Raw genomic sequence first — 19,713 nt, 5'->3', positions numbered from 1 at the left:
GGAGAAGAGTGATTATATGAGAAAAAATCAATTATATTATTTTAGCTATCCCATTATTTATTTTATTCTTGCCACAGTTGGTCAATATGTTTTGAATGCTGATATTAAATGGAAGGAGAATTTATCCTTTACCGTAATTGCGATTGTAATTCTCTACTTATCCTTAGTAATTACAAATTGGGCGAATACACCCCCAAAAAAACGCGGGGAGAAAAAGTAAGCCCTGTTTTAGGTAGGTTAAAACAGAGCTTTCTAAAGGTTGAGGACAATTTTGATTCTTACTTTTTAATGGCTTTCTGGGGTTTTAAACTGCTCGTAAAAATAGTTAAGCTGATCAGTAAAATTACACCGATACCAATAATACTTACAGTTTGGTTATTACCGGATAATATAGAGTAATACATGAGTCCGAAAATAAGTAAGACGAGCAGAAATAGAATAAGGAAATATAATTTATATAACGATTTTAACAATACATATTTTTGTCCGTCATCGTACATGTTTAAGGTATCTAAAACAGGCTCCTTTGTATTTGGTACAGGAGGGGAATAATTCGGGAAAATGATCGATGTCATTTTTGAATCTGACATGGATAACAATAATGAAACAACTCCAAGAATAAATGATGTTAATACAATTTGCGGATGGTCTTCTCGTAAGAATATAAAGCCGATGACAGTTGCTATAAAAGCAATGACCAGTGCAGTTATGATTGAATTTGGGATTCGATAATATTTTCGTTCAAGGGAGTCGAAAAAAGTGTCTTCATTATCGGTTGGCGAAAAGTTCATAGCACGTGATATTTTAATATTGTAGGCAGCTGCAAAAACTAATAAAAGGCCGCTACTAATATTGCAAAGAAATAAAAGCGTTTCCGTTGTAGAAATAACAGAATGGGATACCCATAATTGTTGCAGGCTGTAAATTGTAATAATTAATGCAGTTGTTAACATAATCATTCTAGTTCCTCCTTCTCAAAAATAAAAATTTGTTCAATGGGTTCATTAAATACATTCGCGATTTTTGTGGCGATTAATAATGATGGCATATATTCATTTCTTTCAATCAGACTAATTGTTTGGCGAGAGATCTTTGCCTTTTTGGCTAAATCCGTTTGGTTCATACCTTCTCTAGCACGCAACTCCTTTAATCTGTTTTTCATTTCATCACCTCAAAGCAATTGTAAACGATATAAGTCATAATGACAATGATAATAGTCAAAAAGAAACTGATTGTTGTCATGTATGTAGTTAAAAAAATATTTCCTGTGTCGTTTTGTAACATCTATTTTGCTTTTTATCTAACAATCGGAAGCTTACCTTGAAAAAGTTCAACCCTAAAAGTAAACAGTGTTTACTTTTGGGGTTATTTTGTGTAAAATTCAGGAAAAAGGAGATGAATTGATGATTAAAGTACAGAAAAATGAACAATACACTTTTGATGAGTTTTTGGAGAGTCGAGCCGCACTCAATGATTTAGACAATCCGTTTCTCCAACAAGTATTAAAAGAGTTTACGGGTAATGGCTATGACGAATTAATAATGTCACTGAAACCATTTAGTGAAAAGCTTTCTTATGACTGGCGTCGTGCAACAGCAGAATACGCACGTCCCGAAAACCATCCGAAAATCCGACATTTTGATGCTTATAATCATCGCATTGACCGCATTATCCGACCACAAGAGGCGGTGCAAATAACACAAGAAGTTTTTCGTGAAGCTGTTTTTTCAGAAAACAACTTACCGTATGAGGGGATTATTAAACGCTATCTTTTACAAGGCAATGGCGAAGCCGGTATCTCTTGTCCGCTTGTTTGTACGGATGGTCTGATTGCACTCATCGAGGCTTATTATGATGAAGTACCTGAAGCAGTGCGCGAAATTCATCGACATGTAAAAGAAGGAATCAACGGTGACTTTGGAATAGGTGCACAGTATATGACTGAAATGCAGGGCGGCTCAAATATTCCAGCGAATGTTTTGAAGGCTGTACCGGATGGTGAGGTCTATCGTTTATATGGACATAAATTTTTCTGCTCAGCTGTTCACTCAGATTATGCAGTGGTGACAGCACGTATTGAAGGGACTGATGATGTTGCGACATTTATCGTGCCTTCATGGTTACCAGGGAATAAAGAAAAAGAAATTCGTAATCATTATGAAATTAACCGTTTAAAGTGGAAACTTGGCACAAGTGAGCTTCCTTCAGGCGAGATTGAATATAAAGGTGCACTCGCGTATCAAATCGGGCAACAAAATAAAGGTGTAGCAATTGCTGTTAGTATCGTACTTACAAGATCCCGTTTAGATATTGGATTTGGTAGTGGGGCATTTATGATGCTTGCTGCTCGGGAAGCGAAGCTATACGCGGGTTTCCGGGATGTGTTTGGTCGTAAAATTGAGCAGTTTCCAATGGCGGCTGCGCAAATAGCAGATTTGGAATATGCAGCGAAAAGAACGGTAGCGACAGCATTTAATATTTATAAAAGATTTGATTCAATGGATGGTTCCCCATTAAAGGCCTTTGCGAACCGTGAAATGATTTTACTTCAAAAAATATATGCTTCGAAAGAGACTGTTGAAAAATTACGTTTAGCCATTTCCTTATTCGGGGGGAACGGAGCGATTGAAGATTTTAGTGATATTCCGAGATTGTTTAGGGACAGTATGGTCAATGAACTGTGGGAAGGTCCAAGGAATGTACTGTTAGCGCAAGTTTATCGTGATTTATTGAAGTCAAAATGGCCATTGCCAGATGTGCTTCGTGAAATGTTCCCGCAGTTATCGGAGCAAGAACTAAATAATTATGCAAAGGAAATTGAATCGATTGCTTCAATTAATTTAGTCGATTTCCCAAATCAAGAAAATATGCGTGCAGCTCGTCGATGGGAAGCTTTATGGGAGGAGCTTTTTGTCTCGTATCAGGAATATGTAACAAAGCCGTTTGAAGATTTACCAATTTTATAAACAAAGGGGATAGGGTTATGAACATTGGTCAAGTATTAGCGAGTCGTGCAACATTACAAGGAGAGAAAGTTGGTTTTATTCACAATGAGGTGCAGCTAACATTTGCTGAAATGAATGCTCGTGCAAACAGTTTTGCACAGTATTTGCTGGAGAATGGGCTTCAGGCAGGAGATAAAATTGCATTACTTTGTAAAAATAACGAGCATGTTGTAGCAGCATTTTTCGGTGCAGCCAAGTTAGGCATTATCACAGTTGTGCTAAATTATCGTTTACAAGGGGCAGAGTTACAATACATTGTGGAGCATAGTGACGCTAAATTACTAGTGCATGATGAAGTGTTTCAAGAAGTGGTAAGGCAGTTGCCGATCACAGGGATTAGCACATCAGAACTTCAAGGTATTTATTCTGAGACGGCATCCGAGCCAATTCATGTAACACATTACCATGAGCCAATTTTGATGATGTATACATCTGGAACAACAGGTAAACCAAAAGGTGCGATGCTCTCGCATTACAATTTGCAAGCAGCTTCCATTGGTTTAAGCCATACAATCGATTGGTGGGAGCAGGATCGTTTCTTAATGGTTGCGCCGTTTTTCCATATCGGCGGATTTGCTCCACTTATTACGAATGTACACGTTGGGGCAACAATGATTTTAATGGAGGACTTTCATCCAGTAGAAGCATGGAAAGCGATTCAGGAACATCAAATTACAACGATGATGACAGTTCCAGCTATGCTTGCATTTATGTTGAAGACTTATCCAATGGTAAAATCCGATATTTCAAGTATTCGTAATATTTCATGTGGTGCTTCAGTAGTACCAACCCCACTTATTTTAGGTTTTAGACAGCTTGGTATTCCAATTCAGCAAGTGTACGGCATTACCGAGTTTACAGGTGCGGTTTCATTTTGGAAGGAGTCACAAAACAAAGAGAAATTCACATCGATGGGGAAACCGGTTATGCAAGCGAGTGTTCATATTGTTGATGTCGAAACGAAGGAACCGGTCGCACAAGGAACTGTCGGTGAAATTGTTTTAAGCGGTCCGCAAGTATTTGTGGGGTATTACAAAAATGAAGAAAGTTATCAGCAAACAGTACGCAATGGGGAAATGTACACAGGAGATGCTGGATATATTGACGAAGATGGCTTTTTATATGTAGTGGATCGTTTGAAAGACATGATTATTAGTGGTGGAGAAAATATATATTCAGCAGAGTTAGAAGCTGTTCTAGCTGAGCATCCGGCAGTAGCAGAAGTAGCTGTTGTCGGTGTACCAAATGAACAATGGGGTGAGGTACCGCGTGCTTACATTGTCGTAAAAGAAGGAGAGCACGTAACGGAGGCAGAGATAATTGCTTTTAATAAAGAACGATTAGCATCCTATAAGTCTATTAAAGAAGTAGTATTTTTAGAGCAATTACCTCGCAATGCAGTTGGCAAAATTTTAAAAACACATTTAACTGTTGCAAACCCGGTATAACGATGAAAGGTGATAGAAGAAGCTTTCTATCACCTTTTATAAACGTTTTTTTAATTGCGACACATAGTAATCAGCTAGCTTTTGAATTGCGGCGATTTTGGCTTCTGTATCGCGATTGGGAATTTTTTTATAGGAAATGATTAGTCCGTTTAATGTCGAGAATAAAAGTTGAGCTTCCACTTTAGCATTTGGTCCTGAAATTTTTTGTTCAAATAAATCGAGAAGCTGATTGATTTCATTTAATATCGGGAGAAAGTTTTTGGAATGATCTTGATCAAGTGAAAAATATGTCATGATTTCAAACAGTACTTCAGAAGTAAACATATGATGTAAATATTCTTGGACAAACTGTTCCAATTCCTCAATTGTTTGCAAGCGCTCCAGCAGCTCATGGCTCGCATATTGCATGGCCGCATAGTAAATAGCTTCTTGTGTATCAAAATATTTATAAATAAGTCCAGGTGAAATACCCGCTTCTTTAGCAATTTGTCTGATTGTTACATTTTTAAATGAGTTTTTACTAAATAATTTAATGGCTACCTGTAAAATATGCTGTTTAGTACGTTCACCTTTTGTTATCATAGAGCCTCCTAAAAGCGTTGTCATAAAAAAGTATAACGTTATTTAGTTTATTAAAAAAGGCGTTATAAAAGAGTTTCAAATCTTTTGTATCCAACAATCGTGCGCTTTTCTGAAATAGGAGAGCGCTTTTTTTCATGAAAAGTGTCTTTATAAGTAAAGTATAAGTTTTCCAAATGGAAGCTTATGCTTTATTTTTTTGTGATAAGCTTTAAAAATATTTCACAAAATGAAACCTTTACCGTAAAACCGTACTCTAAGTTAGTAGGAGGGAAGGCAATGGATCAGTACATACAACAAGCACTTGCTGGTGATGAAATGGCGATCTGGCACATAACGACGATGTATAAGCCTCGATTACTCGCTAAAGCAAATTCCTATATGAAAAATAAGCAGGATGCGGAAGATATTGTGCAGGAAACGTTTATAAAAGCATTCGGTGCACTGGCTCAGCTGAAAGAACCGAAATATTTTGCGACATGGCTATACAAAATATTGATTCGTGAAAGCTTTTCTGCAATGAAAAAGAAGAAGCGCACGGAGCTGTTAGAGGTAGAAATCATGGAACAGCTTCTGTTACTGGATCAGGAAAACAGCGAGGATTACAGCGAGTTGCATAACGCAATAGAAAGCCTTAAAAAAGACTATCAAATGGCCATAATATTACATTATTTTTATGATTTTAAAGTGTTTGAAATCGCGGAAATACTAGGGAAGCCGAACAACACAATTAAAATGCATCTGCACCGCGGCAGAAAAGCGATACGCCTGAAGCTGGAGGAAACGATGCAAAAGTCATTACAACAAAAGGATGTAAAACGCATGTTAAAAGAACAGTTATTGAACTTAGCAAAGCAATATGGAAATATACCTGCACACTATGAGCTGGAACTTGAAAATTATCTGGAGGATGGAATTTCTTCATACATGTGGAAAGGGCAAAGCAAGGATGAAATGGTTTTTATGCGTTTAGATGAAAAAGGCCGGCTGGATGATTTTGCAAAAAGCGCAACAAAAGAAGGTCCGCCGATGACGGAAGAGATGAAGCTTGAAATCGCTCAGCGACAGCTACGGGAGCAATACCCGGAAGCACCTTCGTATTATACATTAATAGAACAAAATAAAAAGGAAGCAAGTACAAGCTTTAAATTTGGGCAAGTTGTTGGCGGTTTTCCGTTAGACGGTTTTTATTGTCGTATAGAAGTGACCGATCCAGGTGAGGTCATTCAGTTCACTTATACAGGCTATATGGAAAATCCTCCAGAAATGCCAAAGAAGCTTTATCCAACGGAGCGTATTTTAACTACATTATACGGAGGTGATTGGTTACTCGGTGCTGTATGTTTTGATGAAAAATACGATTCCGTTCAAGAGTCGGGTATATATGCAATCTATGAGTCTAAGCGATTAACGCGTGCCTATGATGCGGTGACAGGCAAACCGCTACATGATGACGATGATGAGTCAACGCAAATCTATGTGCCGTTTCCGAAGGTTGAAGCACTGCCGAAAAAGGTCAAGATGGAAGAAATCATTGGCATCAATGAGGAATGGGAACAATATGAAGAAGAAAGCATGGATGAGGCGTATGAAGAGCTGAATTGGCGTCCTAAAGGCTGGGAAGATTCTGGGGGGAAAACATACGATCAATATATGAAAAATAAGTTTGAAAATCGGATAAAAGTAAAAGTGGATAAACGAACGAAGCGCTTAATTAGTTTCATGTGGTTAACTGAAAATGAAGGTGTGGCGAAGCTTTCTGAAGAAGAATGCTTACAAATTGCCGCCCAGTTTATCCAAACATATTATCCGGAGTACACACCATATTTATATGTAGAGGTGAAAGAGGAAGATGACCTGGAGAAAAACCGCGCCTTTTTCCGATTTGTAGTGCACAAGGATGGATTATTTGTTGAAAATGAATTTTTCCATATGAATATTTGTAAAAAAACAGGCGCTATTCTGATGTTTACAGCAGCGAATATAGCGGTTGAATCTATCGAAAAGTTTGAGCCGAAAGCGATTAAGCCTATTGAAGAATTGCTGCCGCTAACAGGCATAAAAGTTCAACCGGAGTGGAAGAGGGTATACGGAAAAACAGAGCAGGATAAGGATGAAATGCGCCTTATTTACCGTATTCAAATGACGGACGGTGCTTTTATAAAAGGGATTAATGCGGAAAGTGGAGAGATTATTTATAGCTTGATCTAACTTAGATATAAAATATTGCGCGGCAACCATGGGAAAACACAGGGATGTAAAGGAAAACAATGAAAGAGAGGGCTTTATCCATGATTTTGAAAAGAGGCGTAACAGGCTTTACTTCAGAGGATTTATCACTTGAGCGTGATTGGTCTGCCCATACTGCTGAATTTAAAAAATATTGCTACGCGTATGTTCAGCAATTAAATGGGCGCATGATGGCCTTTTATGAGCCGGATCATGATATTGGGTATGCCCATGCTCATGTGAAAATCGGTGAGAAAGAGTTCTATATTTTTCATAATAATATGTATGATTATATAGCCTTTACCAGCAATCGTGATATTGTGGACTTAAAATTTCTTGATCCTCAAATAGTGGGCGCACTGTTTGAAAATCACTATACAGTATTAACTGCATCACAATTAGCAGAGCCCTTAGTATATCAAACGAATGGCAAAGGGATTATTCTGATGAATGCTAATGAACTTAATGATGTGGAACTGCGTTTTATGAAGCATTTCCGGTCACAGACAGTAGGAGATTTAGTATTTAATTATTGGGATTAGTAAGTATCATCGCGGGCCTAGCACCGTTACATAAGAAGTTGAGGATTTCGGTACCGAACCGGATTCCTCTTATTTTTGTTGTTCATGGGATTTTTACTCTGACACTAACAGGAATCACAAAATATATCTACACCTGGATAAAGAAATCTAAGGGAAACTGGTTACAAAATATTTTAGAAGAATTTGTAACGAAATAGAGGGTCGTGGTATTAATACTACGAACAACAAGAAAGTGAGGGCAGTTATGAACAAGCTAGAGGAACAATATGAGCAAATTCATCCAAAACTCTATGCGTTTTTTCTATCCAAGACAGGAAATCGGATGACTGCTCAAGATCTTTGCCACGATACATTTTATGAGGCCTGTAAAAGCATTGGCTCCTTTAATGGACATTCCACTTTGTCGACATGGATATTCTCGATTGCGGGGAATTTACTGAAAAAATATTACCGGAAAAACAAGTATCAGCAAAGCTTAATGCAAAAACTCGCAACTCTTCCAGAGACTGACATGCTATCACTGGAAGAGTTAGCAGAAGTTAATGAAGATACAAGAATACTTTTACATCATATTTCAAAACTGGATGATGCCTCAAGGGAAATTGTATTGCTGCGCATATATGGAGAACTGAGCTTTGCAGAAATTGGTGATTTAATTGGTAAATCAGAGAACTATGCGCGGGTGACGTTTCACCGGCTGAAATTAAAGATTCAAAAATTAATGGAGGTGACTTTATGACCAAGGAATGTCCGATTATCCAAGATCTTTTACCTTTATATGAGGAAGATTTGCTTCAGCTGGAGACAAAACAATTTGTCGAGGAACACTTGAAAAGTTGCCAAGAGTGCCGCCAGATGGCAGAACAATCTCAAATTCCGCTGCCTGTTGAGGTAGAACATGGCGGTGGCTCTAAAAAAATGATTCGGAAAATTACACTGAAGCTGACAACGATACAGATTTTCTTTGTTGCGGTTGCCTTTATCTTGGCGATGGGGACGACCGTGATGAATAACAAGAGTGGATTTATTCTGACCTATGCCTTACTGGGCGCGGTTACCTATTTATTTTACCGTTCAATTCTTATAGCCGTTCTGCTTGCAGGGATACCGAATTTTATATGGAACTGCCTGTTGTATATGACGGATTGGTTCGGTGAATTTTATGGGGGAAACTTTTTGGAGGCTTTTTCGATCGCACTCACAGCCGTGATTGTTCATTTAATCATAACGTTTATCGGAATTGTTATCGGCTTTTGCATTCTTAAAGTAAGAGAGGAAAATTAATATGAAAAAGAAAATACTATATAGTGTAATTGCTGTTTTGTTAATTGGTGTGCTAGTGTACGCTTACATGCAAATGAGCGGAAATACAGTGCATAAACAAAGAGCAAAAGAGAGCCTGGAAACATTTTTGCAAGAAACTTATCCAGAGATGGACTATGAGATTAAACAGGTAGGATACGGTTGGACGGATGTCACGTATGAGTTTGAAGTGGTGAGAAAGGATTCCCTGGCAGTAGAAACTACCTATACGTTTTATGTTTCCGGTTTCGAGCCTTATGAGGTGTTCAGTGATACAATTCGTGAAACGAGCATCAACGACTGATGCAGGGGTAGTATCCATTTCACCGCTGGTATTGAAACGAGTAGGATGCTGAAAAATAAAGGCTGATTGAAAATTTTGATCTGCACCCCCTTTACCAAGGAGGTGCAGTTTTTCTGTGGCTAGATTTTGCTAAAATAATGATTTAATCTTTCCTTTTATCCTGTTAATCACCTTCTGCCCCGCATTTTCCTCTGTAAGTGTGACATCCCATATCAAGGCATATGTAATTGGATTCGCATCTTCACTGTTTACCTTTATTGTTAAAGCATTCACTTCATTAAGAGGAACTTCAAAAGACTCTACGCCGTTTTCGCCACTTGTAGCGGATAACCCGACCGAGTAAATTAAATCTCCACCGCTGATGAACTCCATTTCAATATTCTCTGTACTTGAAGCGTTCAATACATCGTCAGGTATTGCCACATACCCAGTCATATATTTATATTGGCCATTTAAAAGGTACACGAATTCATTGGCTTTCGTATTCTCTCGATCAATTAAATTAATGTGTGGGGTTACTTCATTTTGGCCAACTGTAAAAGTGGACAAGTTTTCATCCCACTGGATCGACCCATCTTCTTGAATCAGATCATTCAGGGCAACGGTTTCACCTTGGCCTTTTTCTAAATATTGATTCATCCCGCCGACAATAATTATTGTTCCAAGTGCAAGCACAATGGAAACCAGTACGATTTTAAAAATTCCTTTAAGGCTATCCCGGTTATCCTTGACGATTCGCTGTGCGGCGAAACCTACAGCAGCAGCGAGTGTATTGATCATAATGTCATTGATATCAAAAGCGCCTAAATGTGTCAGCATTTGAATCGTTTCAAGCAATGTGATCGACACAACAAAACCGATGATAAAGCGTTTAAAACTACAACGAAACAGAAGGGGAATAACTACGCCAAAAGGGATGAATGCCAAAAAATTTCCGTACTCGAAAAACCAGATTGAAAAGGCTTTTCCCATTGGATAGTGTAACGCAATGCCTCCAGGGATTAGGTTGTATCGTAAACTGGAGTCTGTCCCGAGGACCCCTCTATTAAAACCAACATATAGGAAATAGAGGATCAGTGCTGTATAGATAGTTAACAGCACAATTGTGGTTTTACGTAAATTTACTTGTTTCATAAAATGTCCTTTCTTTTCGCTCATCTACAATTTCAACAGCAAATAAAAGAACGAATTTCATTACTAGAAATTCGTTCTGTCCTTTAAAAACTATAGTATGAAACGCATAAAAATTCTAACTATTTTTTTGATTTTTCAATCCCCAATCACATAACTGTTCCAAAGCCGGTAAAAGGGTTTGTGCTTTAGGTGTAAGGCTGTACTCTACTTTTGGCGGGATTTGCGGATATTCTTTTCGTACAATCATCCCGTCTGCTTCCAATTCTTTAAGCTGTGAACTTAATATTTTGAAGGTAATCGTCCCCAATTTTCTTTGCAATTCATTAAAACGTACGGTTTCGTGTTCTGCCAATATATAAATAATGAGCATTTTCCACTTGCCGCCAATAATTGATAATGTATAGCCAAAAGGTGTCTCCCGAACGTTGCCTTTCTCTACATAGTCAGACATCCCCATATTTACACTATCCTTTCTGATAGTACCTTTCAAAAAAGTGCGTACTATTTTTTTATTTAGGACTATTTTATATTTAACCTAATCTCAAGTAAAGGAATGGTAAAAATGAAAAAAATTAAAACAGTCAACCACGATCTTTGGGATCATGGCATTTCCCAGGGGTTCAGTGTTGATGGAACCGTCTATATTTCCGGGCAGTTTTCGCATGATTCGGAAGGGGTTTTTATCGGGGAAGGAGATATTGAAGCGCAAACTCGACAAACGCTGGCAAATCTAGACCAAGTATTAGAAGGGTTTAATATTTCAAGATCGAACCTTGCTTATTTGGAAATTTATTTAACGAATGCACAAGAGGATACAGGGCCGGCGATCCAAATTTTCAAGGAATATATGGGGGAGCATCGCCCAGCCGGCAGCCTGATCGGCGTCAATTATTTGGCTTCTCCTGAGCAATTGATCGAAATTAGCGCGATTGCGTATACGGAATAGTGGAGTGAATTAGCTCAATATAAACCCTTGATACAGCTAGCAAGTTCTCTGTATCAAGGGAATCATTGAAGTCATAGGGAGTTGTGAACGTAATTAAAGGCAAAAAGAAGTTCAGATTGTGGACTATTATTAAGACTATTTTATTAGCTGCAGTAGCAGTGGCGGTTATGTGGGTCATCTACAGTAAGATTATGACCGCGTATGAACAAAGAAAATACCCGGCAATCGGGGAATTCGTCGAAGTAGATGGTAAAAAGATGCACGTTTATACAAAGGGCCAAGGAGACAATACAATTGTGTTATTAAGCGGTCTTGCAACGCCAGCACCGGCACTTGATTTTGAGCCGTTGATCAATGAATTGTCCAAGAAAAATCAGGTAGTCGTCGTGGAACCGTTCGGATATGGCTGGAGCGATCTGACAGATAAAGAACGAACAGTTGAAAACATCGTAGAGGAAACAAGGGCCGCACTCAAAAAATCGAACATAAACGGTCCATATATATTGATGCCTCACTCGGTCTCGGGTATTTATAGTTTGTATTATGCGAATCATTATCCTGAGGAAGTGAAAGCCATCATAGGAATAGATCCTACCTTACCACAGATGTCGGAGTATTTTGGTGATGACCTATTTCCTGCGATGCCTAACTATTTAGGATATATGGCACCAACCGGCATTGCCCGATTATTGGCCTATGTAGCACCAGAAAATATTCTGCCGTTAGCTGAAAAGGGTACGTATCCAGAAGTGAATTTAAAAACGGCAAAATCGATAGCTGCTGCGAAATACATAAATAAAACAGTAGTGAACGAGACGAACGAGCTAAGGGATAACTTTGATATAACGACAAATATGACATTCCCTTCTGATTTACCAGTGATGATTTTCACTCCCGAAGAACAATACGTAGAGGGGAAGTCCAAAATCGATTTTTATCATGCACAGTTACAAAATATAAAAACTAATAAATTAGTCGTTCTAGAAGGGCAGCATTATTTACATTGGACGCATTATGAGGAAATGAGCGAAAATCTGAACGAATTTGTAGAGGGGAAGTAGATTTAAAATGGAGGAAATGGGGCAGCTAGATGAACTGTTAAAGCATGAAAGCAATTTCGTTGAGTTTACTCGTGTTGTAGATACTTTTATCAGAAATCATGATAAAGGAAGAATTAACGAGAGCGAGTTATAGAAGGAGAAGATAATAAAAAAGCTTATTTAAAGGTGTATCAATACGTATATAGAAGGCACAGGTATCCTGGGGAAATTGAATAATACTTCTGAAACATGCTAATAGCATTCTAAATAAAAATATGTAAATAGTTGAAATATAAAATCATAATTAAAAGAGAGCCAGACGCATCCAGCTCCCTTAAGTGCAAGCCGAAGCTATACACCGCAATTAGTTGTATTTTATGATACTACAAGTAATATTATACGTAAAGTTTTTACTCAGATATAATTAGATAATTTATTGATTTTTTTCTTGAAGTCTGACCCCATAATAGAGGTGTGTATAGGGACAGGGATCCCATCACGTAATTGTTCAGATTCATTATGGAAATTTTTAATGATTTTCTTGAGTTCTGTTTTAGTAACACCTAATTTTTTTAACAAGAAAATAACCAAGATGAAGTAATCTATAATATTATCAAAATTAATATTATCAATATTGGTTTCACTCTGTAAATATTCCTTTAGTCTTGAGGGAGGGTTAGTTTTCTTAAATCTACAATCAAATACAACCGAATTATGCGCTACGGCATTGCGCAATTCTTTAATTAAGAAAATAATATCTTCAACAATTCTGCCGTTTTGATTATGTGAGGTAGTATGAAGATTTAAGTCTTCAGTAATTTTAATTCGAGTATCTTTATTTAAGCATTGTAAGAAGAATCCGAATACACCTAAGTTAATTACTTCAAATATAGCCCACAGAGGCATTTGTTGATTCGTGTGAAAGAAATGTTGAATAACCGGGACTTTATCGGAATAATTATAGCTGATGGCTTCATTAATTTTATTTCTAAGTTCTAAGCGCTTCTTCATTTTATCACGATATTTGCTATTGCCTGTATTTTCACTTTTATAATCATTTAAGAGAATAGTGAAAACATGTTCAAAGTCAACAGGACCTAAATTAATCAATGTATTTAAAGTATAGTTTTTAATGGCAGTTTCTATAAACATAATATTTGGGTAAAAAATTGTTTTTAAATTAGAGTCAAATTGATAGACCGCTACAACTTCATCAAATTTAGTATAAGGAATTTTATTTTCTGATTGACCGATAAAGCGGTAACCTTTAAAACCATGATAATAGCCCATATTTAGTAAGTCTTTTTTATTCTTGCTACCATTTATTTCAATGCCATGAGTATCTCTCAAATGTCTCATTAGCCCATTTACTGTTTTTCCACGAACCATTTAATTCACTCCAATATTTTAAATATTTCTTTTGTTACCATGTTACTAATCTATCAGTTAATGCATGATTATACGTACGTATTTCAATAAAATCAATCTTTGCATTTTGCAATATTTTCTTAACTCATTATATAATTAATTTTAAAAAAACTCACATAGAGTAATAAATGATTTTAACGAAATATAGGGGAATATGAAGAAGATAATGTATTTACGTAGAAATTGAAACTTTTAGGGAATAGGTACAGGTACAGCGACTGGAATGAATCTATTGGCAATTGAGTTTAATCTGACAAGCTCCATAAACATAGACAATATAATAGATAATAACGAACCGGGTGCACGAACAATTTTAATAAATCATTTATGCACCTGGGTTACATTATTGATTTAATTATCCTACATAATATATAAGGCATGTTTTGAAAATTTTCTTCAAAACGTGCTTTTTTGATGAATAGGTTTAACTATTTTCAATAAGTTGAACAATTTTATATAAAATAAACGTCTAAGTAGTAAAAGATAAAGGAGGTGCATGTTCGTTGGATCTGAATGCTGAACAAATCATAGAACTATATGGTGAATATTTATATCATCTTAATTATTTATATATGAAAGACTATCAGCTTGCAGAAGAAGTTACGCAGGACGTAATAATGAAGTTTTTATTACATAAAGACAAATATCGGAAGGATGCTTCCTTGAAAACATATCTAACTCGAATTGCTATTAATTGTTGCCATGATGAGCTTAGGAGAAAAAAGAGAAACGCCATTATTTCAAAGTTTTGGCCTATCCGTAAAGATGAGCCTTCCGTGGAGCAAAGGTATATTTCTACTGAAGAACATTCAACATTAAAACAAATTGTTTTTTCCTTACCACTCCATTATAGAGAGGTGATTATCCTGTTTTATTATGAGGAATTTAGTGTACCTGAAATTTCAAGTTTCTTAAAAATATCACAAAATACCGTTCGTACTAGGATTCGTCGAGCAAGGGAGTTATTAAGAACCAATCAGGATTTGGGGGAGATATTTTATGAAAGGGTTTAAAGACAGGTTACAGGATGAATTACGAAAAGATGCACCCTTTACTAAAGAGATACAACGGAGAATCACGCAACCTAAAACAAGAAAAAAGAGTAACTGGCAAGTCCTCACAGTATCAATTGTAGCTTGTATTATGATTGCTTTGCTATTTTCTATGGAGCTTTTTCAAGAAAATAATTTACAAACAGCTAGTGAAAATAATGAATTGCTTCCCATTATCGATGATGTCACAACTTTGGAGGTAATTGACCCACAATACGCCAATTTACTAGGGGAACAATGGATGTTGCACTTTTTGCCGATGATTATCGATAAGAAAGCATCAGTTACTTATGGAGATTATGTTGCCTATTATGGATCTGAAGGGCTATTAGTTTCAACTGTTTTAGGTTTAGAAAATGATACCGTAACAATGAATCACGGTCAGATTCTAGTGGATAATCAGGCATTAAAAATACATGGTTTAAATAAAGAAGTAACTAATGAGGAAGATCCGTTTAACAATCCATATTTTTTCCATAATAGAGGAACAAAACAAGAACCATTTATCAAAAAATCAATTTCTACGAAAGAAGATGAAGTTGTTGTTTATCAACATAATGATGGGCACTCCATTTTAAAAATTAATAAAGAAGATTTAGTAGGAAAGATTATTGGCTTCCAAAACTTTGAGTTATCTTTTGAACTAACTGAACAAGAGCAACGAGTTTTTGATGGCTTTAAAACAGATTACGATGTGAACCGGTTAAAAGATGTGACACCACAAGCGATTACTAAAATGTTTTTATTAAGTGATATTGAAAAAGATTATCAAACATATGAAGCATTGTTCACAACAAATGTTAATACCGAAACAAATAGTGTCCGAAGATATTATGAGAAAACAAAAATAGTACGTCAGAAGTTGTTAACAGAGGAAGTAAACAGACTTATAATTGCAAGATTGTTTGATGGTTTAGAAAACGCAGAATTTGAGCAGTTAACAGATACACAAGGGGTTATTAAATATATTTCTTATGAAGGCCCAACAGAATTAAAAATGGAGAAGAATGATCAAGGAATTTGGCAGCCAGCATTTGGTAGAGGAATATACTAACTATAATTTTTGAACTCACTTTAATTTTTGTGGGTTGCTGAAGAAATCTCAATGCAAATAGACTATCGCAAATAATAGATTTCTCGGATAGGCTGAGTGGTTCGCCATCCAACCGGTAGCCCATACGATCCGCTTGTGTCGTTATTTGATGGGGGTTCGAGAAGAATGCTTGTTGGCTTCCGGTATCGAAACGCTCAAACTCAGCTCCATGTAATACCCTCATCGTTTGTTTTTATCAAATAATAGAAACTTTGTATAATCGACAGACCAATTAAAGTGAGTCGTCCTAATTGCGAGCTGACGAACAAATACCCGACTGATTGGATTGGACTCTCCGTTGTCCAGTACATCTCCTTTTTGCAATGCTCTGCCTTGAGCCCTTCAATAGCTGCACGCAAATACTCTTGCATAAGTTTTAGGATACTCTTTCCTTACTGAGAGGGATTGGCATGTTTAACACAAGCCTCTACATTCGTGAAAATGGATTGTTTCTTTTCTTTTCTTTTCTTTCTATCACTTATTACTAAAAGGTACATTTAAGATAACGAACTGGTTACTATTTTCAAGCAATCAACGAAAAAGTAATGGGCCAAGACTGTAGGCGGGAAACTATGCTTTACTACGAAATCGAGTGTAGTAGTTGTAGACAAACATTCAAATTATATGAAGGTACATTGAGATATAGACAATTCAAAGAAAGGGAAAGTAAGACTTCTCGTTGTGAAGAGTGCAACTCAACAATATGCATGGTTGCAATAAAAAATTTCAGGAACAACTTCAAGTGAACGGTGCTTACTATTCCATCCGCAACAATTGGATTTGTACAGTAAAAGTGAATAAAAATTAGTTCTGACTCGCAACATGACAGAAATGTCACTTTCGATTTTGGAGCATCGATGTTAGGGGGAAATGAATTCGTATAGTATGGTTGTGAAGGGAGTGTTAACCGTGACTACAATTATACAAACAACAAACTTATCGAAATCTTACGGAAGAACACAAGTCTTAAAAAACATAGATTTGACGATTAAACAAGGGGAGTTCACTGCGATTATGGGACCATCCGGCTCGGGGAAAACGACATTGATGAATACTTTGTCGACAATTGATTCCTTCGACGGCGGTGACATTTGGATCGAGGGGAAATCCCTGTTGGATATGAAAAAGAAAGCTTTACGGGATTTTCGCCAAAAGCGAATGGGATTTATATTTCAGGATTATAACTTGCTGGATACGTTAACGGTGAAAGAAAATATTCTATTGCCTCTTTCGTTACAAAAAACACCTGTTGCTGAAATGGAGAAACGATTGGAGAAAATCGTGGAAGCATTGAATATCGAAGCGATCTTAACCCAATATCCTTCTGAAATTTCCGGAGGGCAAAAGCAGCGGACGGCAGCTGCGCGGGCGATCATTACAAATCCTGCCATCGTGTTTGCCGATGAGCCGACGGGTGCGCTCGATTCAAGGTCTGCCACACAGCTCCTTGAACAAATTCAATTGCTCAATCAAACCTTCCAGACAACGGTTTTGATGATTACTCATGATCCCTATGCAGCGAGCTACTGCCAGCGTGTTATTTTTCTGCGGGATGGAAAATTCGTGAACGAAATGTTTAAAGGAGAACAATCGGAAAAAGAGTTTTTTGATAGAATTCTCACGATCCAGAGTGCGATAGGGAGTGACAAACGATGAACTTGATTGATTTATCGTGGCGGAATATGAAGCGGAATTTCCGTTTGTACACAATCTATTTCATTTCGATGCTTGTCGGGGTTGTCATATACTTTACGTTTTCCGGTCTCATGTTTAATGAGGACGTCGTTGCAGCCATCCAAAATAAAGAAAACTATCAAACCGTTATTTTGATTGCTTCAATTATCGTCTTTTTATTTGTTGTATTTTTTATTTTATATGCGAACTCGTTCTTTATGAAACAGCGGAAAAAGGAATTTGGGATGTATTTGCTTTACGGGATGAAAGAAAGACAAATTGCCGCAATGATCTTTTTTGAAACATTATTCCTCAGTGCCATTGCCGTATCCAGCGGAATTTTAATTGGTGGATTACTATCGAAGTTTTTCGGTGCCGTACTAATGAATCTCATGCGCTACAATGAGGACATTTCATTTTCTTTCCCGCTTGAAGCCATCGCGTTAACGATTCTGTTATTCGCTTTACTCATCGTCATTATTACAATTCAAAGTTATTTCAGTGTTCGTCGGGTACAGTTAGTGGAGTTATTTCATGCAAAAGAAAAAATGGAAAAACCGATTAAGTTTTCTTTTTCGTTAGCGCTCCTATCCGTTATTTTAATCGCCGCGTCTTACTACACGATCATGATGGCGAGCGAAACGGACATCTGGAAAAATCAATTTACGGGAACATTTATTGCTACTACCGCCGCATTGATTGTCGGGACGTATTTATTTTTCCGCCAGTTTTCCGGTTGGATTTTACAAAAAATGAGTCAAAGTAATCGATACTTTTCCGGGAATAAAATGCTGTGGATTTCTTCACTCCGCTTTTCCATTCGCGGAAATACATTAAACTTTACCTTTAATTCTTTGATTAGTGCGGTGATCATCTTTACGGTTGGATTTATAGCGGTAGACTACGCCATTAAAGAAGAGGTTGTAAAAAAAGAGTATCCGAACCATCTTGCCTTTTCAACACAAGATGAAGAAACACAAAACGAAATTGAACAACTCATCAAAAATTCACATGCGATTATTGCTCATGAAACGATTACGGGTATTCAAACAGGGAAAATCCAAAATCGAAATGCATTCTTAACGTATCCTGAATATTACACAGAGGAGTTTTACCTTTTCCCTGAGTCCCAGTTAAATGCGATTGTTGACTTACGGGGAGTGGGTGAGAAAGTAGAGTTGGAAGGGGAAGAGGCCATTGTTTTAACTAGGGGCATCGACGAACCGACTAAATATAAAAGTCCTCAGCCTGAATTGGCCGCGTTTGATAATGAAACATTTCGTATTATTGAAAAAATACGTTACCCGTTGCTAACTATCCCAACGAATTCAGGGCAAGGTTCGAACCTTCAACCATCTGTACTCGTAATTTCAGACGAGTCATTTGAGCGTGTAAAAGAAAACCATCTTCTGTCTTCCTTTGAAATATACCAAATTGAAGATGCCAAAACTTCCAATGATGTATCGAGGGAAATCCGCGATATTGTCATGCAGACAGAAGGGGCCTATTATTCGGCATTTGTCGATATGTATAGTATCGATACGGAGTCATCCTCTTTAGTATTGTTCTCTGTTGCGTTCTTTGCGGTCATCGCTTTGTTTGCTCTAGGAAGCGTCATTTACTTTAAACAATTAAGGGAAGCGACAGAAGAGCGGGAACAGTACAGCATTTTAAGAAAAATGGGTGTTGAGGAGAAGGAAATCAAATCGATTATCCGAAAACAATTGCTGTTCGTATTTCTGCCGCCACTTATCCTTGGGATGGTACACAGCTGGTTCCTTCTATACTATTCGGTCATCCTTGTCATAAAGGATCTGCCTTCCTTAACAACGATCATCTTTTCGGTCATGGGGCTTTATGTGTTAACGTATTTAATCTTTTACGTATCCTCCACAACGATCTACTACAAAATTATTAGTGAAAAAAACACACGGTGA

Annotated in this window: 22 protein-coding genes; 14 read left to right on the top strand and 8 right to left on the bottom strand. The window is 37.1% G+C overall.

Translation table 11 applies throughout. The features are described 5' to 3' along the window. Positions 1-16: 16 nt before the first annotated feature. Positions 17-220, top strand: coding sequence for a hypothetical protein (locus MKY71_RS14735; protein WP_340733131.1), 204 nt, complete (start codon positions 17-19; stop codon positions 218-220). Positions 221-278: 58 nt separating this feature from the next. Here the strand turns inward: MKY71_RS14735 and MKY71_RS14730 are convergent, their stop codons facing one another. Together MKY71_RS14730 and MKY71_RS14725 are read right to left on the bottom strand one after the other, a co-directional pair. Continuing rightward, a complete protein-coding gene (locus MKY71_RS14730) occupies positions 279-959 on the bottom strand; it encodes a hypothetical protein (protein ID WP_340733130.1) in 681 nt (226 codons plus the stop codon). Continuing rightward, positions 956-1,162 (bottom strand): helix-turn-helix transcriptional regulator, encoded by a 207-nt coding sequence (locus MKY71_RS14725; RefSeq protein WP_339173265.1) that lies wholly within the window; start codon positions 1,160-1,162, stop codon positions 956-958. Before MKY71_RS14725 ends, MKY71_RS14730 begins: the two co-directional genes overlap by 4 nt. 241 nt (positions 1,163-1,403) lie before the next feature. On the opposite strand from MKY71_RS14725, the gene MKY71_RS14720 reads away from it, so the two are divergent. Together MKY71_RS14720 and MKY71_RS14715 are read left to right on the top strand one after the other, a co-directional pair. After that, positions 1,404-2,966 carry an acyl-CoA dehydrogenase family protein gene (locus MKY71_RS14720; RefSeq protein WP_340733129.1) on the top strand — a complete coding sequence of 521 codons (1,563 nt, stop codon included), beginning with the start codon at positions 1,404-1,406 and terminating at the stop codon, positions 2,964-2,966. Between the two features lie 17 nt (positions 2,967-2,983). Then, positions 2,984-4,453: a class I adenylate-forming enzyme family protein gene (locus MKY71_RS14715; RefSeq protein WP_340733128.1), complete on the top strand. Its 1,470-nt coding sequence runs from the start codon at positions 2,984-2,986 to the stop codon at positions 4,451-4,453. A 36-nt stretch (positions 4,454-4,489) separates the two neighbouring features. On the opposite strand, the gene MKY71_RS14710 is transcribed toward MKY71_RS14715, so the two are convergent. Beyond that, complete coding sequence (locus MKY71_RS14710; RefSeq protein WP_340733126.1) at positions 4,490-5,035, bottom strand: TetR/AcrR family transcriptional regulator; 546 nt, start codon at positions 5,033-5,035, stop codon at positions 4,490-4,492. A gap of 276 nt (positions 5,036-5,311) precedes the next feature. Here MKY71_RS14710 and MKY71_RS14705 point away from each other — a divergent pair, with 276 nt between their 5' ends. From MKY71_RS14705 to MKY71_RS14685, 5 genes are all read left to right on the top strand, one after another. Beyond that, complete coding sequence (locus MKY71_RS14705; RefSeq protein ID WP_340733125.1) at positions 5,312-7,243, top strand: sigma-70 family RNA polymerase sigma factor; 1,932 nt, start codon at positions 5,312-5,314, stop codon at positions 7,241-7,243. Positions 7,244-7,323: 80 nt separating this feature from the next. After that, positions 7,324-7,803 carry a hypothetical protein gene (locus MKY71_RS14700; RefSeq protein ID WP_340733124.1) on the top strand — a complete coding sequence of 160 codons (480 nt, stop codon included), beginning with the start codon at positions 7,324-7,326 and terminating at the stop codon, positions 7,801-7,803. Positions 7,804-8,047: 244 nt separating this feature from the next. Then, positions 8,048-8,542, top strand: coding sequence for an RNA polymerase sigma factor (locus tag MKY71_RS14695; RefSeq protein WP_340733123.1), 495 nt, complete (start codon positions 8,048-8,050; stop codon positions 8,540-8,542). Continuing rightward, complete coding sequence (locus MKY71_RS14690) at positions 8,539-9,087, top strand: zf-HC2 domain-containing protein (RefSeq protein WP_340733122.1); 549 nt, start codon at positions 8,539-8,541, stop codon at positions 9,085-9,087. The genes MKY71_RS14695 and MKY71_RS14690 overlap by 4 nt, the downstream gene beginning before the upstream one ends. A 1-nt stretch (position 9,088) precedes the next feature. Further along, positions 9,089-9,409, top strand: coding sequence for a YfjL-like protein (locus MKY71_RS14685; protein ID WP_340733119.1), 321 nt, complete (start codon positions 9,089-9,091; stop codon positions 9,407-9,409). A 129-nt stretch (positions 9,410-9,538) separates the two neighbouring features. Here MKY71_RS14685 and MKY71_RS14680 read toward each other — a convergent pair whose 3' ends face one another. Together MKY71_RS14680 and MKY71_RS14675 are read right to left on the bottom strand one after the other, a co-directional pair. Continuing rightward, positions 9,539-10,543: a VanZ family protein gene (locus MKY71_RS14680; protein ID WP_340733118.1), complete on the bottom strand. Its 1,005-nt coding sequence runs from the start codon at positions 10,541-10,543 to the stop codon at positions 9,539-9,541. Positions 10,544-10,658: 115 nt separating this feature from the next. Next, positions 10,659-11,000, bottom strand: a complete 342-nt coding sequence (locus tag MKY71_RS14675) for a winged helix-turn-helix transcriptional regulator (RefSeq protein WP_079524372.1) — start codon at positions 10,998-11,000, stop codon at positions 10,659-10,661. A 105-nt stretch (positions 11,001-11,105) separates the two neighbouring features. On the opposite strand from MKY71_RS14675, the gene MKY71_RS14670 reads away from it, so the two are divergent. Both MKY71_RS14670 and MKY71_RS14665 read left to right on the top strand, forming a co-directional pair. Next, a complete protein-coding gene (locus tag MKY71_RS14670; protein ID WP_340733116.1) occupies positions 11,106-11,489 on the top strand; it encodes a RidA family protein in 384 nt (127 codons plus the stop codon). An 83-nt stretch (positions 11,490-11,572) separates the two neighbouring features. Beyond that, complete coding sequence (locus MKY71_RS14665) at positions 11,573-12,550, top strand: alpha/beta fold hydrolase (RefSeq protein ID WP_340733115.1); 978 nt, start codon at positions 11,573-11,575, stop codon at positions 12,548-12,550. A gap of 393 nt (positions 12,551-12,943) precedes the next feature. Here the strand turns inward: MKY71_RS14665 and MKY71_RS14660 are convergent, their stop codons facing one another. After that, positions 12,944-13,918, bottom strand: coding sequence for an Abi family protein (locus MKY71_RS14660; protein ID WP_340733113.1), 975 nt, complete (start codon positions 13,916-13,918; stop codon positions 12,944-12,946). A gap of 542 nt (positions 13,919-14,460) precedes the next feature. Between MKY71_RS14660 and MKY71_RS14655 the strand changes: the two genes are divergently transcribed. Together MKY71_RS14655 and MKY71_RS14650 are read left to right on the top strand one after the other, a co-directional pair. Continuing rightward, positions 14,461-14,970, top strand: a complete 510-nt coding sequence (locus MKY71_RS14655) for a sigma-70 family RNA polymerase sigma factor (RefSeq protein ID WP_340733112.1) — start codon at positions 14,461-14,463, stop codon at positions 14,968-14,970. Next, on the top strand, positions 14,957-16,063 hold the full coding sequence (locus tag MKY71_RS14650) for a hypothetical protein (RefSeq protein ID WP_340733111.1): 1,107 nt from the start codon (positions 14,957-14,959) through the stop codon (positions 16,061-16,063). Before MKY71_RS14655 ends, MKY71_RS14650 begins: the two co-directional genes overlap by 14 nt. Here MKY71_RS14650 and MKY71_RS14645 read toward each other — a convergent pair. Together MKY71_RS14645 and MKY71_RS14640 are read right to left on the bottom strand one after the other, a co-directional pair. Beyond that, positions 15,969-16,286: a hypothetical protein gene (locus MKY71_RS14645; protein WP_340733110.1), complete on the bottom strand. Its 318-nt coding sequence runs from the start codon at positions 16,284-16,286 to the stop codon at positions 15,969-15,971. The two genes, MKY71_RS14650 and MKY71_RS14645, sit on opposite strands and share 95 nt — an antisense overlap. Further along, positions 16,264-16,473, bottom strand: a complete 210-nt coding sequence (locus tag MKY71_RS14640; protein WP_340733657.1) for a hypothetical protein — start codon at positions 16,471-16,473, stop codon at positions 16,264-16,266. Before MKY71_RS14640 ends, MKY71_RS14645 begins: the two co-directional genes overlap by 23 nt. A 538-nt stretch (positions 16,474-17,011) precedes the next feature. Here MKY71_RS14640 and MKY71_RS14635 point away from each other — a divergent pair. Continuing rightward, the gene (locus tag MKY71_RS14635; RefSeq protein WP_340733109.1) at positions 17,012-17,758 is read left to right on the top strand and encodes an ABC transporter ATP-binding protein; all 747 of its coding nucleotides are present in this window, start codon (positions 17,012-17,014) and stop codon (positions 17,756-17,758) included. Further along, positions 17,755-19,713, top strand: a complete 1,959-nt coding sequence (locus MKY71_RS14630; protein ID WP_340733108.1) for an ABC transporter permease — start codon at positions 17,755-17,757, stop codon at positions 19,711-19,713. Before MKY71_RS14635 ends, MKY71_RS14630 begins: the two co-directional genes overlap by 4 nt.

Source organism: Solibacillus sp. FSL W7-1324 (assembly GCF_038008025.1).
Classification (GTDB): Bacteria; Bacillota; Bacilli; order Bacillales_A; family Planococcaceae; genus Solibacillus.
Note: the sequence above shows the minus strand (reverse complement) of the source record. Positions and strands in the feature narration are given on the sequence as shown.